This is a genomic window from Mangrovibacterium diazotrophicum (assembly GCF_003610535.1).
Taxonomy (GTDB): domain Bacteria; phylum Bacteroidota; class Bacteroidia; order Bacteroidales; family Prolixibacteraceae; genus Mangrovibacterium; species Mangrovibacterium diazotrophicum.
In genome coordinates, this window is record NZ_RAPN01000006.1 from 215537 (window position 1) to 232723 (window position 17187).

Annotated in this window: 13 protein-coding genes; 9 read left to right on the forward strand and 4 right to left on the reverse strand. The window is 44.2% G+C overall.

Going from position 1 to position 17187, the window contains the following annotated elements:
* Positions 1–20 precede the first annotated feature (20 nt).
* The 3 genes from BC643_RS23170 (at position 21) to BC643_RS23180 (ending at position 4806) form a co-directional block, all read left to right on the forward strand.
* The gene (locus BC643_RS23170) at positions 21–1793 is read left to right on the forward strand and encodes a TonB-dependent receptor (RefSeq protein ID WP_120275853.1); all 1773 of its coding nucleotides are present in this window, start codon (positions 21–23) and stop codon (positions 1791–1793) included.
* Between the two features lie 344 nt (positions 1794–2137).
* Positions 2138–4108: a DNA topoisomerase (ATP-hydrolyzing) subunit B gene (gene gyrB / locus BC643_RS23175; RefSeq protein WP_120275854.1), complete on the forward strand. Its 1971-nt coding sequence runs from the start codon at positions 2138–2140 to the stop codon at positions 4106–4108.
* Positions 4109–4215: 107 nt separating this feature from the next.
* Entirely contained in the window at positions 4216–4806 is a 591-nt protein-coding gene (locus BC643_RS23180) for an LOG family protein (RefSeq protein WP_170154672.1), read from the forward strand.
* Positions 4807–4861: 55 nt separating this feature from the next.
* On the opposite strand, the gene BC643_RS23185 is transcribed toward BC643_RS23180, so the two are convergent.
* A complete protein-coding gene (locus BC643_RS23185; RefSeq protein WP_120275856.1) occupies positions 4862–6139 on the reverse strand; it encodes a M64 family metallopeptidase in 1278 nt (425 codons plus the stop codon).
* 72 nt (positions 6140–6211) lie between these two features.
* Between BC643_RS23185 and BC643_RS23190 the strand changes: the two genes are divergently transcribed.
* Positions 6212–7498 (forward strand): mechanosensitive ion channel family protein, encoded by a 1287-nt coding sequence (locus tag BC643_RS23190; RefSeq protein WP_245995054.1) that lies wholly within the window; start codon positions 6212–6214, stop codon positions 7496–7498.
* 198 nt (positions 7499–7696) lie between these two features.
* Entirely contained in the window at positions 7697–8176 is a 480-nt protein-coding gene (locus BC643_RS23195) for an Lrp/AsnC family transcriptional regulator (RefSeq protein WP_120275857.1), read from the forward strand.
* A gap of 125 nt (positions 8177–8301) precedes the next feature.
* Here the strand turns inward: BC643_RS23195 and BC643_RS23200 are convergent, their stop codons facing one another.
* Complete coding sequence (locus BC643_RS23200) at positions 8302–9645, reverse strand: ammonium transporter (RefSeq protein ID WP_211338182.1); 1344 nt, start codon at positions 9643–9645, stop codon at positions 8302–8304.
* Between the two features lie 339 nt (positions 9646–9984).
* Between BC643_RS23200 and BC643_RS23205 the strand changes: the two genes are divergently transcribed.
* Positions 9985–10452, forward strand: coding sequence for an Lrp/AsnC family transcriptional regulator (locus BC643_RS23205; protein WP_120275858.1), 468 nt, complete (start codon positions 9985–9987; stop codon positions 10450–10452).
* On the opposite strand, the gene rlmB is transcribed toward BC643_RS23205, so the two are convergent.
* Positions 10442–11215, reverse strand: coding sequence for a 23S rRNA (guanosine(2251)-2'-O)-methyltransferase RlmB (gene rlmB / locus BC643_RS23210; protein WP_120275859.1), 774 nt, complete (start codon positions 11213–11215; stop codon positions 10442–10444). The genes BC643_RS23205 and rlmB overlap by 11 nt on opposite strands.
* A gap of 174 nt (positions 11216–11389) precedes the next feature.
* Positions 11390–13345, reverse strand: a complete 1956-nt coding sequence (locus BC643_RS23215) for an ABC-F family ATP-binding cassette domain-containing protein (protein WP_120275860.1) — start codon at positions 13343–13345, stop codon at positions 11390–11392.
* 287 nt (positions 13346–13632) lie between these two features.
* Here BC643_RS23215 and BC643_RS23220 point away from each other — a divergent pair, with 287 nt between their 5' ends.
* From BC643_RS23220 to BC643_RS23235, 3 genes are all read left to right on the forward strand, one after another.
* On the forward strand, positions 13633–14331 hold the full coding sequence (locus BC643_RS23220) for a type 1 glutamine amidotransferase (RefSeq protein ID WP_120275861.1): 699 nt from the start codon (positions 13633–13635) through the stop codon (positions 14329–14331).
* Between the two features lie 601 nt (positions 14332–14932).
* The gene (locus BC643_RS23230; protein WP_120275863.1) at positions 14933–15535 is read left to right on the forward strand and encodes a hypothetical protein; all 603 of its coding nucleotides are present in this window, start codon (positions 14933–14935) and stop codon (positions 15533–15535) included.
* A 161-nt stretch (positions 15536–15696) separates the two neighbouring features.
* Complete coding sequence (locus BC643_RS23235; protein WP_120275864.1) at positions 15697–16959, forward strand: Shedu immune nuclease family protein; 1263 nt, start codon at positions 15697–15699, stop codon at positions 16957–16959.
* Positions 16960–17187: the final 228 nt, after the last annotated feature.

Below are 17187 nucleotides of genomic sequence, written 5' to 3' on the forward strand. Positions count from 1 at the left end.
AGAAACAATTTAGCAGACAAATGAACACAACATACATCAAACATACCGCACTGACAATCCTTCTTGGCCTGAGCGTCGTAATTGCTTCGGCCCAAAAGGACAGTACCGAATTGCGTAAAGAAGTGGAGGTTGTCAAAGCGTACAAACCAACCATTTCCGACGCCTACAAAATCAACGATATGCCGCAGATCGCTGCACCGTCGAATGAAAAACCAACTTTCGAGTACCAGATTAAAACGCAGCCGATGATCACCAATTTCAGTGTTGAACCGGTGGAAGCTGCACGCATGGTTCCCGAACGCGGCGACAGATTGAACAGTGGTTTGCTGAAACTGGGCGTTGGAAATTACCTTTCGCAATACGGCGAATTCTTTTACAATGCAAAAGCCAGCCGAACAACCGACTTGGGCGTGCACCTGAAAAGCCACCTCTCGAATGGTAAAATCAAACTCGAGAATGACGACAAGGTAAAAGCACCCGACAATGAAAACCTGGCTGAGTTTTTCATGAACAACCATCTGAAATCGGGCCTGCTGTCATCAAAAATTTTCTATGAGCGTGAATCTTTCCGTTATTATGGTTATACCGGCGAGAGTCTTTCGGACGAAGACAAACAACTTTACATGCCAATGTGGGATGAAAAACAAGCTTTCCCCTCTGCCGGTTTCTCGTTGAACTACGCGAAAAAAGAAGACCCGCGTGCAGCGATGAATTTGCAGACCGGAATAAAATACCAATACTTTGGCACGCAAACCGGGCAAAAAGAACACCTGGTAAAATGGAACGGCCTCTTCTCTGCCCCGATTGATTTGATGGAAGGCGTGCTGGACGCCGGCGTCACATACAGCACAACCGACAGCGTTTACATGCCCTACACGCAAACGATCGACAAAAGAAATCAGCTGGTATTGAAAGTGAATCCGGCGGCCGTTTTCGATACGGAGATGCTGAAATTCAAAATTGGGATCAACAGCTACACCGTGTTCGAAAAAGATGAAGACAACGACTACATGCTGGCTCCAAATACGCGGATCGAATTTATGCCGGTGAAAAATGTCATCACTCTTTACGCCGGTACCGATGGCTATTTGAAAGAAAACAACTACTCGGTTATCGCCAAAGAGAATCCTTACGTTCGCCCCGACCAAAATGTGAAAAACACGAAGTACAGTTATATCCTGACAGGAGGTATCAAGGGCAAGTTTACACCAAATTTCAGCTACGAACTGCAGGCGGACTATGCGAGCATCAAAAACCAGCACTTCTATTATCTGGAAAACAGCATCCTGAACGAACCGACGGCAACGCTTTACCGCAACAATACCTTCCAAGTAATGTACGACAAAGTGAAGCAGTTCACCTTGGGTGGAGAATTGCAGTACGCCTTGAATCAGGAAATCGACGTGCGCCTGAATGCGAAATACCATTCGTACAGCCTCGACTCGCTGGCTGAAGCCTTTTTGCAGCCCTCATTTGAATCTTCAGCGTCACTTTACTTCGATCCGGAAGGACCGCTTCGCTTTACGGCCGACATCAACTTTATTGGCTCGCGAAAAGCGCTGACGCAAACAGTCGAATACGATACCGACAACACAACCGTATTGAACACCACTTCGGAGATCACGAGCCTGAAATCAATCATCGAACTGAACATGGGTGTTGAATACCAACTAACCGGAAATATCAGCCTTTGGGGACGTGCCAACAACATCACATCTCAGCGATATGAATTGTTCCCCGGTTACAGAAGTCAAGGCCTGAATGTGCTCGTTGGAGCCAGTTTAGCCTTCTGATTTGACAAAATTTGATGTTATACAAAACCCCGAATTGGCAGCGACATAAATCGAAAATATAAAACACTGAAATACTGTGATTTAATTTTTAATTTCTTGTTGAAAACTTTCAGTCTTTCGTCTCCAAAAACGGACATTTTAAGCCGTATTTTTGCTATATTTGCGTGTTAATGCGGGAGAAAAACAAACGATTAAAAATTACAGCAATAAATCACCAAAAATCAGGAATTTCCCCGGTTATAAACAAGCAAACAGCTTTTCACGAAAAGTTGAAATAACAATCCTTTACGACTTTACTCGAAGAGGATGATTAAAACGTTTTGATAATACCAAACATTTTATAGATGAGCGAATTAGAAAATAAGCCAACAAACGGAAACGGGAATGGCAATTATTCAGCTGACAGTATTCAGGTACTGGAAGGTTTGGAAGCAGTGCGCAAACGCCCTGCCATGTACATTGGGGATGTGAACGAAAAAGGTCTGCACCACTTGGTTTACGAGGTTGTGGACAACTCGATTGACGAAGCACTGGCGGGTTACTGTAAGAACATTGAAGTTTTTATTAATGAAGATAATTCAATCACGGTAAAAGACGACGGCCGTGGTATCCCAACAGAAACTCACTCAAAAGAAAATAAATCGGCGCTTGAGGTTGTAATGACCGTATTGCACGCCGGTGGTAAATTCGACAAGGACAGCTACAAAGTATCCGGTGGTTTGCACGGGGTGGGTGTTTCGTGTGTGAACGCGCTATCAACTCACTTGAAAGCTGAAGTTCACCGTAACGGACAAGTCTGGGTGCAGGAATTCAGTATTGGTAAGCCACTTTACTCTGCTAAGATTGTTGGCGAAACTGATCGCACAGGAACATTCGTGACTTTCAAACCTGATGCGAGCATCTTCCTGACAACAACCTACAAATACGAAATCCTCTCGGCACGTTTGCGCGAGTTGGCGTTCCTGAATGCCGGTGTGCGTCTGAGCCTGACTGACCTTCGCGAACAGGATGAAAACGGCGAATACAAAGCGGAAACATTCTTCTCTGAAGCCGGTCTGAAAGAATTTGTGGAGTATTTGGATGCTAACCGCGAGAAGCTGATCGACGAAACAATCCATATTTCTTCGGAAAAAGGTGATGTGCCGGTGGAAATTGCCCTGCACTACAACACCTCGTTTACCGAAAATATTCACTCATATGTCAACAACATCAACACCATTGAAGGTGGAACACACCTGACAGGTTTCCGTCGTGGTTTGACAAGAACTTTGAAAAACTACGCTGAAACAACCGGCATGTTGACGAAACTGAAATTCGACATCAACGGTGACGACTTCCGCGAAGGATTGACAGCTGTTGTTTCGGTGAAAGTTCAGGAACCTCAGTTTGAAGGACAGACAAAAACCAAACTGGGTAACTCGGAAATTAGTTTGCCGGTTGACCAGGCTGTGAGCGAAATGCTGGCCAACTACCTGGAAGAAAATCCGAAGTCGGCCAAAGCGATCGTTAACAAAGTAATTTTGGCTGCAACAGCCCGTCATGCTGCCCGCAAGGCCCGCGAGCTGGTTCAACGTAAGAACGTGATGACCGGTGGTGGTTTGCCCGGTAAACTGGCCGACTGCTCCGACCGTGACCCGGCATCCTGCGAGGTATTCCTGGTCGAAGGGGACTCGGCAGGTGGTACCGCCAAACAAGGCCGTAACCGTCGGTTCCAGGCAATTTTGCCGTTGCGCGGTAAAATCCTGAACGTGGAGAAAGCCATGCAGCACAAAGTATTCGAAAGCGAAGAAATCCGCAATATCTTCACTGCATTGGGTGTCTCAATCGGAACTGAAGAAGACTCGAAAGCGGTCAACCTCGAAAAATTGCGCTATCACAAGATTGTGATCATGACCGATGCCGACGTGGACGGAAGCCACATTGCCACACTGATCATGACCTTCTTCTTCCGCTACATGAAAGAACTGATCAAAAGCGGCTACCTGTATATTGCCACTCCTCCGCTTTACTTATTGAAAAAAGGTAAAAAAGAAGAGTACGCCTGGAACGAACAGCAGCGTCAGCGCCTGATCGACGAATGGGCAGACGGTAAAGAATCGTCGGTACACACCCAACGTTACAAAGGTCTTGGTGAGATGAACGCCGAGCAGCTTTGGGAAACGACAATGGACCCCGAGCGCCGCACATTGCGCCAGGTAACCATCGAAAATGCGGCTGAAGCCGACCATGTCTTCAGCATGCTGATGGGCGACGAAGTTCCGCCACGCCGCCAGTTTATCGAAGATCATGCGGTGTACGCAAACATCGATGCTTAATAAAAAGTCATAAGCTGAGAGTCATGAGTAACGAGACTAAAATCTCCAGGCTCATGACTCTTTTTTTTTCTCAGGAATCATGTCTCATTACTCAAGACTTTAAAAAGATGAAAATTTGTGTTTTTGCATCCTCCAGTAACGCGCTGGAAAAAATCTACGTGGACGAAGCCATTGAGCTGGCCCGCCTGATCGGAGATACCAACCAGACGCTCGTCAACGGCGGGGCCAATGTTGGGTTAATGCACAGCATGCTCGAAAAAGCGCAGGAGCACGGCGCGCATACCATCGGCATCATTCCCGAAAAACTGAAGGGTCACAACCTGGTTTCGGAGCATGCCCGCGAGTTGTACGTCACCAAAGACATGATGGAACGCAAAGCACTGATGCGGGATCTTTCTGACGCTTTCGTGGCGCTTCCCGGAGGATTTGGAACATTGGAAGAAATTCTGGAGGTGATCACACTGAAACAGCTGGACTACCACGATAAGGCAATCGTTTTTATGAATACAAATGGTTTTTATGACGACCTGTTCCGCCAGTTCGAACGCTCATTCGACGAGAACTTTGCCAAACCTGCCTACCGCGACCTCTACTATAATGCCAACAACAGCTCGGAGGCAATTGAGTACCTGAAAAATTATACGCCCCCTACTCCGGTAAATAAATGGTACAAAGTGCCCACTAACGGACAAAAATAAACTGCCCGCAACTACTCCGGGATTTCGGTGCTGCCTGCAAATGACCTCTGTTGACTTATTCGCAATTTAAGCGGATCGCTTCTTCAATGGCTTTGGAGCATACCGGGCAAAATCCGGCAGCCTCGTTGGTCTTCATGCGGCAATCGATCATCGGACTGTAAATTCCTTTGGCCGTGTAACCGCCACCTTCAAATACACCAATCACTTTGCTATACTTTGCTGTTCTTGGCGTAGGCTGAGGAGTTCCCGGCTCAATCATCGATTTCCATTTTCGATCGAAATCGACCAAGGTTGTAATGTTCGGCTCCCAAGGTTCAACCTTCAAATTGTAAAATTCCTCATAAGATACATCCGACGAATAATACTCGTCGGCCAGACCGGCGAAACCGTGTCCAAACTCATGCACAAATACCTGCGGGGAACGCTCATTGTCGACACTTGTCAGGTTCAGGTAATTGTAGAAGCCTCCTCCACCGTATGTAGCCGAGTTCACCAGCACATAAACCTGGTCGTAAACAGCTGCTGCAGCAGCATCATGCACCGACTTCAAGTCACGGGTAGTCAAATACCGGGGAGAATCGAAAGTGTAAAAAGTGGAATTGAAAGCGGTATTCTTGTAGACTTTGTCGCCAGGAATATCAGTCCCTGACTCTGCCGACGGCACCATCACCGCATATAAATTGAAATCCGTTTTGTGCTTATCATAGGGCGACATCGCAAACATGTAATCTATCAGTCGTTTGATGTCGGCTTCAAACTTGCCCATTTCATCAGCCGTATATCCTTCTGGCAGAAAAACCAGGTCAACTTTATTTTGGTGCTTGCCGTTTTCCATGATGGTTTTCACCGGGTAATCCGGCTTCGCTTCGTCCACGATAAAATAATCCCGGGGATCAATCGGTAGGTTGATGAGCTCCTCGTAACCGCCATCCCAGTTCCGCATTTCTATTTTGAAATTCACATCCCGCTTCGGAAAAGGCAGCAATAGCACATGGTAATAGCTTCGGCTGATTTCCTCCGCTTCCGCTGTTGTTTGCCATTCCTGGAAAAGAGAACCGAAGCCATTGGAATAAATCACCTCTCGGGATTCGGCATCAGTTAAACTGCAACGGAAATTGCCATAATTGCGCTCATCAACCAAATGCGTGCGACTTCCGGCCCAAGATCCTTGTTTCTTCAATTGTTCCAGAAAAAGCTCGGTGCTTTTACTATCTCCCGCAAGGGTAAAATCAACCCGCAAGGTTTTGGGTTCGAAATATTTTTCAAAGGTTTTCTGCGTGTAACCACTAACCGACAGTAAAAGAATGATGAATATAAAAAGAGACCGCTTCATAATTTGGGCAAATTGCTATTTTTAGACCCTCAAATTACAGATAAAAATCCGACTTCAGAAAAAACATAAATCATGAAACAGTTTAACATTTGGCTTTTTGACTTTTTTAAAGAACTGAATATCCTCGACCACTGGGCAATGACCTTTTCAATCACCATCAGTGTCATTGTGCTAATTCTAGCAGCGGTTGCCGCGCAACTGCTCACCCGCCTGATCCTGGTTTCGCTGATCCACAAACTGTTTCAAAAAACCAAAACTGACTGGGACGACTTCCTGATTGATCGAAAAGTATTCAGCGCGCTCGCTCACATTCCGTCTGCATTTATTATTTACGCCGTTTACAGCTTCTCGGGTGTCGAAATCGTCTCAACGATCCTCTCGGTTATTGCGCGGGTATACTTCGTGTTCATCTTTGCGATGACTGCTGTGCGCACTGCAAACGCGGTCAACGACATGTACCAAACAACGCCTTACGCCGCAACCCGGCCGATAAAAGGATACATTCAGCTCGTCCAAATCCTGATCATTTTTGTTTCGCTGATTTTTGCGATCGCCATCCTGATTGGCAAATCACCTTTGGGTATTTTCGCAGGACTGGGTGCCATGGCTGCCGTTTTGTTGTTGATCTTCAAAGATTCAATTCTCGGGTTCGTTGCCAGTATCCAGCTGTCGGCCAATAAAATGCTGAAACCAGGTGACTGGATTGAAATGCCCAGCCACAAAGCTGATGGTACCGTAATCGACATCTCACTGACCACCGTAAAAGTCCAAAACTGGGATAAAACGATCACCACCATTCCAACGTACGCATTGGTATCTGAGTCATTCAACAACTGGGCAGGAATGGAAGAATCCGGTGGCCGCCGGATCAAACGTTCCATCAATATCGACATGAAAAGTGTGCGTTTTGCAGATCCAAAACTTTTGGAGAAGCTGAGTCACTTTTACCTTCTGAAAGACTATATCACCAACAAACAGCAAGAAATAAAGTCATTCAACGAAAAACTGAACGTGCAGGACGGAGATGTTTATAATGGTCGGCGCCAAACCAACCTCGGGATTTTCAGACACTACCTGGAAGCCTACCTACGTCAAAATCCGAATATTCACGAAGAAATGACTTTCCTGGTGCGCCATCTGCAACCCACGGAATTAGGGCTTCCCATCGAAATTTACGTGTTCAGCAAGGACCAGCGCTGGGCAAATTACGAGGGCATCCAAGCCGATATTTTCGATCATGTTCTGGCTATTTTGCCCGAGTTTGACCTTCGTGTTTACCAAAACCCAAGTGGCCATGATGTCAACGAATTGGGCCGAAATTTGGCGAACCTGCAGAAGAGAACAGTTGTCAATAATTAAATTTATTTGGCGCGGTTATTGTCATTCGGAATTTGATAAAAATATCATACATTTGCAGCCGCAAAAAATGAAAGCGAGTTTTCATTTTTTCATTTATTAAACACAATAGGTTACAATTATTGAAAAATTTGAATCGAATATTTAGCATTTATCGTATTTTTATACTTCCAAATTTCAATCTCACATTAAAATTACACAATGAACCAAGATCATATTGAACCGCTACCACAGATTGATGAGCTGGACGAGAAAATCCTCAAACTTATAACAAAGAACGCCCGTATTCCATTCCTTGAAGTAGCTCGGGAATGCGGCGTATCAGGTGCAGCCATTCATCAGCGCGTGCAGCGTCTTTTAAATTTGGGTGTTGTTTCGGGAAGTGAGTTCATCGTTAACCCGGCTAAGTTGGGTTACAACACTTGTGCTTATATGGGAGTTTATCTTGAAAAAGCCAAATACCACTCACAAGTGGCCAAAGCTTTGCGCGAGATCCCGGAGGTTGTTGAATGTCATTACACAACTGGGCAGTATGCCATTTTTGTGAAGATTCAAACCAAAACCAACAAGCACTTAAAGAAGCTTATCGACGAAGCATTCCAGGAAATTGAAGGAATTGCCCGTACAGAAACATTCATTTCGTTGGAAATGGATTTCAAGCGGCAAGTTGCGATCAAGTAACGAATCCAAAGAATATTAAAAAAACCGTTCAATTTCCTGAACGGTTTTTTTGTTGCCCGAAATTCAGGGCATAAAAAAACTCCCCGGAGACAAGGGGAGTTTCGAGCATATAAAAGAGCGACTCGTTAAAGCTTACTATCGCTTTTATATTCAAAATCGTACGATTCGTTGTGCTGGCTGATATCCAAACCAATCTTCTCTGACTGAGCAGAAACGCGCAACGAAACAATCATGTCGGTAATCTTGTACATCAGCATCGATCCACCGAAGGTGAATATACCAACAATTACCAAAGCCGCCAAGTGGAAAAGGAATGTTGTAGGATCACCATGGATCAAACCGACTTCCTGTGCAAACACGGCAGTCAGCAACATACCAACAATACCGCCCATACCGTGTGCCGGGAAAACATCCAGCGTATCGTCCAGGCGGGTTTTCGAACGCAGCTCGATAGCGATGTTACTCACGATTGCAGCAGCAACCCCGATAAACAAGCTCGAACCAACATTCACGAAACCGGCGGCAGGCGTAATGGCAACCAAACCTACAACCAAACCAATGGCAGCACCCATACCCGAAGGTTTTTTACCTTTTGCCATGTCGTAGAACAAATAAGCCAGCATAGCTGCAGCAGAAGCCGTGTTCGTGTTCATCAGCGCTAAAGCTGCTGTTGAGTTGGCTCCTAAAGCCGATCCGGCGTTGAAGCCAAACCACCCGAACCAAAGCATACCTGCTCCAAGTAGAACAAAAGGAATGTTGGCTGGTTTCATCTCTTTGCCAAAATCCTTGCGTTTACCAAGAAAAATAGCTCCGGCAAGCGCCGCAAAACCAGCAGACATGTGTACAACGGTACCCCCTGCAAAATCGAGAACTCCCCAGTTACGAAGGAATCCATTCGGATGCCAGGTCCAGTGACACAAAGGTGCATATATAAATAAAGTGAATAAAACCATGAATAACATGTACGCACGGAAGCGTACCCGTCCGGCGAAAGATCCGGTAATCAAGGCAGGTGTGATGATGGCAAATTTCAACTGAAACATCGCGAACAAAGCCAACGGAATGGTCGGGCTTAAATTCGGATCAGTTGCGCCGCACACATTTCGGAAAAGGAAAAAGGTTCCGGGATTACCGAAAAGGCCATATCCTTCGGGTCCGATGCTGTCGCCGAACGCCAGACTGAAACCAACCAAAACCCACACAACACTAACAACGCCCATGGCGATGAAGCTTTGCAGCATGGTTGATAAAATATTTTTGGGATTTACCATACCTCCGTAGAAGAAGGCCAAACCGGGAGTCATTAATAGTACCAAAGCAGTAGCAGTCAACATCCAGGCTACATCTCCGGTTACAATGTTTGGATCATCAAGCCCACCGAAGCCGCTGGGCACAAATACGCCTGCAATACTGACAACAATCAATACCAATAGAATGAGAAGCCAACTCAGCTTACCATTTTTCATCATAATGTCAATTAGTTAAGAATCCTACAATTTTAGCGAGAAGTCAAATTCAATATCTTCAGCCTATATCAATTTGACACATTTACGATTGCAAAAATAGCAATTTAAAACTAACCTCAAAATTTAAACTACTAATTGAAAGAATAAATTCTGATTTTTGTCATATTCTTTCATGATACGGGTACAACTCACTCTCGCAACATACTAATAACAAAATGCTTACATCAAGATTATCGCTGTGTTAACTCCAATCAAAATGAAAGAATATATGTATAAATAATTTCTATTTGCTAAATATTGCTTATTTTTACCCCATTAAATCAAACTTGATTTTTCGACATTATGACATTACGAAACAATCTGGATCAGATAGACTTACACATTCTTGACATTATTACCAAGAATGCCCGTATTCCGTTTAAAGATGTAGCGGCTGAAGTTGGCGTATCACGCGCAGCTGTTCACCAACGCGTTAATCGCATGATCGAAATGAGCGTAATTACAGGCTCTGGCTATCAAATCGATCCTAAAAAGGTGGATTATAAAACATGTACCTACGTGGGTGTATTCCTTGAAAAAGGTGGCTTTTACGAAGACGTAGCATCCATGCTGCAGTCGATTCCCGAAATCGTGGAATGCCACTACACCACTGGTGCATACGCCATTTTTGTGAAAGTGTATGCTCGCGATAACGAGCACCTTAAAGAAATATTGAGCGACAAAGTTCAAAAGATTTCGGGCGTTTCAAGTACCGAAACCTTTATCTCGCTCGAAGAAACGTTCAAACGTCAGGTGCCGATTAGCTACTAGCCTCGGCTCGCTGCCGGACAACTTCATAAACCAGTAGTCCGGCAGCCACTGATACGTTTAACGATTGAATCTTGCCCAAAATCGGTATTTGAACCCGATCATCCGCCAGGTCCAGAATCTGGCGATCAATTCCAAACTCTTCCGATCCCATTACAATTGCTACCGGTCCGCTGTAATCGGTTTTGATGTAATTTTCCGACGACTTTTCAGTTGCCGCGATAATCTTCAAGCCTGATTGTTGCAGGTAAAGAACCGATTTTTTCAGGTCTTTTGTACGGCAAACCGGCACCAGGTGCAAAGCTCCTGCCGAGGTTTTCACTGCATCGGCATTGATGCGCGCGGCACCTTTATCCGGAACCAAAACAGCATCCACACCGGCACACTCTGCCGTACGAACAATCGCACCAAAGTTGCGCACATCCGTTACCTGGTCAAGCACCAGGATCACCGGGTTTTTACCTTCTTCAAACAAAGTAGGCAGGTAATTTTCAATATCATAAAAAGTGACGGGAGACACAAAAGCAATCACCCCCTGGTGGTTTTTTCGGGTAATGCGGTTCAGTTTTTCAACCGGCACATACTGAAAAGGAATTTCATGCTGGCGAATCAGATCGAACGCCTCTTTGAAAAGGTCTCCCCGCTCCCCTTTTTGCAATAATACCTTGTCAATTTCTTTACCCGAATTGATGGCTTCGATTATGGCACGGATACCGAAAATCATATCGTCCGACTTTTGCTTTGGTGCTCTGTCTCTGTTATACATTTTGTGCGAGTTATGATGTTCTGAGAGTTTCGAGTTATGAGTTTCAAGTTACGAGTTCCAGGTTTCAAATTCCAAATTCGCTACCTAAAAACTGCGACTGCCACTGCGACTCCAACTCCTTTTTACTTTTGACTTTATACTTTCTACTTTTGACTTCTGCCTTTTACCTTCCTTCTACCAGGTCTTTTGTTTCAGCAAATTTTCGTGCTCTTCGGTGTATTCGGCCCACTGTTCCATCACCGCTTCCAAATCCTTTTTCAGCTTTTCGTATTGCTCAAAGATGGACGGATCGCTCATGCTTTCAGGATTGGCCATTTTTTCATCCATCGCCGCGATCTCATCCTCAAGGCGGGCAATCTCGTTTTCCGATTGCTCAACCGACTTTTCGAGTTTGCTGATGGCTTTATTGATTTCCTTCCGCTCTTCGTAGCTCAGCGTACTTTCCTGTTGTGCAACTTTCTTTTCCTCCGGCTTCGCTGATTGTGAAGCGTTCGGTACTTTCTGCTCCAGCTCTTTCAGCGATTCCAGCTTTTTCTTTTGCAAAAAATCGTAGATACCGCCAAGGTGCTGCTTCACTTTCTTATTCTTGAATTCGTAAACGCACTTCACCAAACCATCCAGGAATTCACGGTCGTGCGATACAACCAGCACGGTTCCGTCGTATTCGGCCAAAGCGTTTTTCAGCATCTCTTTCGAGCGCATGTCCAGGTGGTTGGTCGGTTCGTCCATCACGAGGAAGTTCACCGGCTCCAGCATCAAACGGATCATGGCCAAACGGGTGCGCTCGCCACCGGAAAGCACCTTCACTTTCTTATCCACATCTTCGCCCGAGAACATGAAAGCCCCCAAAATATCGCGGATTTTGGTGCGAACATCGCCTACAGCAATCTGGTCGATGGTTTCCAGCACAGTAAGGTTTTCATCCATCAGCTGGGCCTGGTTTTGGGCAAAGTAGCCCACCTTCACATTGTGGCCAATCTTCAGCTCACCGGTGTGTTCCAGCTCGCTCAAAATTACCCTCGCCAGGGTTGTTTTTCCTTCGCCGTTCTTTCCAACAAAAGCGACTTTATCGCCCCGCTCAATCACCAAATCAATATCATTCAACACCTCGAAATTGCCGTAGCTTTTCGACAGGTGTTTACATTCAACCACCACAGTACCCGACCGGATCGCCGGCGGAAACTTGATGTTCAGGCGCGAATTATCTTCTTCTTCCACCTCAATACGGTCCAGCTTTTCGAGCATCTTCGAGCGCGATTGAACCTGCACAGCCTTGGTAGCTTTGTAGCGGAACCGCTCGATGAACTGCTCCGTCTCTTCAATCAGCTTTTGCTGGTTGCGGTAGGCTGCCAGCTGCGTCTCCTTGTGCTCCTTGCGCAGTTCGAGGTATTTGCTGTAGTTGGCTTTATAGTCGTAAATGCGGCCGAGTGAAATCTCAACCGTCCGGTTAGTAACATTGTCCAGGAAGGCGCGGTCGTGCGAAACCAGCACCACGGCACCACTGTAGCTGCTCAGGAAATCTTCGAGCCACTGGATCGACTCAATGTCGAGGTGGTTGGTCGGCTCATCGAGTAAAAACACATCCGGCCGGCGGAGCAGGATTTTTGCCAACTCGATCCGCATGCGCCAGCCCCCGCTGAATTCCGACGTGTGGCGCGTAAAGTCCTTCCGCTCGAAACCCAAACCTTTCAGGGTTTGCTCAATTTCGGCTTCCATGTTATTCCCGCCAAACATCAGGTAACGATCATTCAGGTCGGTTACCCGGTGAATCAGGTTCATGTAGCTGTCCGATTCGTAATCCTCGCGGGTTGCAATTTCGTGGTTCAGGCTGTCGATCTCGTTTTTCATCGACAGGATCTCGTCGAAAGCTGTTCTGGTTTCCTCGAAAACCGTCTTGTCGTTCGACACCACCATGTGCTGCGGCAGGTAACCAATGCGTACATCTTTCGGCATCGAGATGGTTCCTTCGCTCGGGTTTTGCTTACCCGCTAACATCTTCAGCATGGTCGACTTGCCGGCCCCGTTTTTACCGGTTAAACCGATACGGTCCTTGGGCGTAATCAGGAACGACACGCCTTTAAACAAATCAAAACCACCAAAACTCACCACCAACTGGTCAACCGAAATCATAAGCCCTTTTTAAAATTGAGTCTCTTTTTGTTCCCGTTACGAAGAATTACCCACCCCGGCCCTCCCTTTCCAAGGGAGGGAGATTCCGGCCATAGCCGGAATGGGAGAGTTGAATCGGCTGCTACTTGCGCCAATTTGCCCCTACAAATAATTCCTGTGAATCGAGATTCCAAAAATTTTGAAGTGCAAAGATAACAGAAACATCTAAAGAAACCGTTAATTCGACGAAAGCGGCGCTGCAAACTTCGGGCGCGATTTTATACCTTCGGATATCCAAATAAAAAACCATGAACCCACTCCGCATCCACGTTTTACAGCATGTGCCTTTTGAAGGCCCGGCCGCCCTCACCGAATGGTTTGCAGCCAACAACTGCAGCGTAAACTACACCCGTTTTTACGAAGCGAACTCCATCCTTCCCCCACTCGACAGCTTCGACCGGCTGGTAATTATGGGTGGCCCGATGAGCGTGACCGACGAAGCCGAACACCCGTGGTTGAAGGAAGAAAAGCAGTTCATCCGCACGGCTGTCGACAACGGCAAAACAGTGGTTGGCATTTGCCTGGGATCGCAGTTACTGGCCGCAGCGCTGGGGCAGCGGGTTTACCCGGGAAAACAGCCCGAGATTGGCTGGTTCCCGATTTATAAAACCGAAGAAGGGAAAAACACAGAACTTTTGAAGGCTTTCCCCGACGAAACCGTCGTCTTCCACTGGCATGGCGACACTTTCGATCTGCCGCCGCAAGCCAAACGCCTGTTTTATTCGGAAGTCACCCCCAACCAATCGTTTGCGATTGGCACCAAAGTGCTGGCGCTGCAATGCCACCTCGAAGTAACCGAAGACGCCATCGACGGGATGCTCGACGTTTTTAGCCACCACCTCATTGACGCACCGTTTGTGCAATCGGCTGAAGAAATCCGCCGGGGCTACCAGCTAATCGAAACCAACAAGCAACTACTCTTCAGGGTGATGGATGCGTTGGATTAATTAGAAAATGCTTAACCAGCAAAACCACCAATTTCTCCTGTTATCAAATGATAATTACTCGTCCGATGGTTTGGTGGAGGCATTATCAAATGATAATTGGCCGCCCAACGCGTTGGAGAGGGCATGATCAAATGATAATTGGTCGACCAACTCCCGGGGAAGCTATTATCAAATGATAATTGCTTGTCCAATCATTTTTTGGAGGCGTTATCAAATGATAATTGCTCGCCCAACTGCCAGCGGAGCCGTTATCAAATGATCATGACCGTGCAAAACCAATTGCTCATGATCAAATGATAATTGCCTTGTCTTTGTTTATCTGCGGCCAACCCCAACCAATATTCAACTCTTGTTGATAATTACCAAATAGGAAAAGAAGCAATTAAGCATTTTAATGTTAAATTGGGAATCGAAAAGAATAAAACAACCAAGCCCGAATACCCGTGAACCGAAATCTATCTCTTGCAAAAACGAAAGCACCAAATAACGCTGAAAATTCATTGGAACGGTCGGTTGATGGAGCTTTGGGAAATCGCCGTTATAAGCGATATATAATACACCCGTCATATACACAGACGTTACCAAACATTTTGAAAGAAGAATGAAACCAAAGATTTTAATAATACTTACCGTTATTTTGACAATTGGTTCTCAATGTGCCAACGGACAGGAAATCTTTGACACCATTCGAAAATATCGGGTTGAAAGAATAAAAAAAGAAAATCCAAAATCCTTTGACTCCGAGGCAAAAGAGACAATTAATTCTGGAATCTCGGAGTTGGAAAAAGTTTTTTCAATAATAAAAAAGAAATATAAAACGGACTTTACGGTAATTGACAGTTTATTCATAATAAGTGGATATGACTTAGAGACTGGATTTTCTAACGGACGGATTTGGGATAAAAAAGGAAACGAATTCAGATTTGAGAGAAAATTCGAATTAAAAAACTTCAAGATTGAAAACGAGACACTTTCTGTAGAGAAAGTCACTCCAAAATATCTTTCAAGGGCTGAGTTTCCAATACTCCAAGACTTTGACCCATTAATTGAATTAATAGAGAAAAAAGATACATCTGAGATATTTAAACTTCAATCGGAGAACGCAACATTAAGTGGATGGAGTTATAATGTTTCGATAATAACACATTATAATGGGAAATATAAAATATTCGAATTTCCGTTGTCTAGTTTTTGGATAAAATGAAAAAACGTTTGGTAACAAATTGCAAATTGCATTGCGGGTGCAGTGGTGTGCTTTGTCTCTGCTCCTTTCTTGACCTTCATGTCCTATCGGACACTGAAGCTCTTCGAAATCCGCAACGACAACTTGCAAGTGACCGTTACCAGCAAGCAAAATAAAGCATAATGGAAACTAAGGAGATAAAATTTAAAAATAAAAAAGCAATTAGAGTCTATCCTGAGAATGATGACTTTATGACTGTAAAAGAAATGTTCAGTGATGGCAGCTGGATTGTTTATCCATTCAGATATGATGATGAGAAAGGAACAATATCTCCTAGATATGAAAACATTATCTCCATTAAGATTGATAAGAAGACAAAAGTTGAAAAAGGACTTTATCAGAATATAAATTACGGATTAGGATTTACATCCAAAGCAAGAGAAATACCAACTTATATTCAGAAAAAATTCCCAAAAGTCAAGCACATTGTGATTTCAAATAGCTTAAAGGAAAGTGATGTTAAAGGTGAAACAATATACTTTTCATTGACAGCCTTTAACAATATTATAGGGACACTCTATGGCACAAAGGACTTTCATAAAAAAGAAGTCGAAGAAAATATTGGAGCTGAGTTTTTCGGTTATTTTACAGATTTGTTTGACTATAAGGAACCAGGGTATGTTGGTGATGATATTTTTAACAGGTATCTTCCTTATGACTCATTTGAAGGTTTAACTGAAAATGATTTTAAAACAATCGAAAAAATAATAAAACACGTTCCAATAAAGGTCTCATCAAAAACTATTGTAACGACAAGGGAAACGGTTGATAAGATATATCTTGAGAACATTATTGACAAGTTTTCTGGATTAATGGAAAAATCTGTTACGACTAAAGAAGCCATTGAAAGATTAGAAAAACAGTGGCAAAAATTCTTTAAACAAAACTCATGGTTATTAGCCCAACTCTTCTATTCACCTGTGACATTGTTTGAAGATGAAGCTTATGTTGGAGGAAAAGAAGTGACTAATAAAAATGGTAAGCTAGCAGACTTTTTATATAAGAATGAGTTTGACAATGTTGCTTTAATAGAAATAAAAACGCATTTAACACCATTGATGGAATCATCTCCTTATCGTGGAACAGATGTTTTTGCGACTTCAAAAGATGTTAATGGAGGATTGAGTCAGGTTTTAAATCAACGTGATAATTTATTAAAGGAATTTCATGGACTCAGATACAAAAGTAAAGAGGACTTTGAAGCATTTAATCCTCATTGCTTATTACTTGTTGGAAAATATGAGGAATTAGATAAAGACCAAAGTAAATCTTTTGAATTATTTAGGAATAGTAACAAGGACGTTACTATTGTAACTTTCGATGAACTTGAAAAGAAAATTCAGTCGATGTACGGCATTATGACTGGAGAAATAAAAGGAAATTAATAAATGCCAGCTGGTAACAATGTATATACGTAATGCGGGGCGATTTGGTAAATTTGAGCATTAAAGCATTTAATAAACTTTGTAGCGGTTTGATAGTGAAGTGCCTTTAAATCCCGCACTACGCATATTCGAGCCGTTATGCAGCATAATAAAAACGCTATGAAACAACTTTTTACACTTTTTTTATTGACCAGTTTTTTCTTGACAGGTTACAGTCAAGATTTTAAA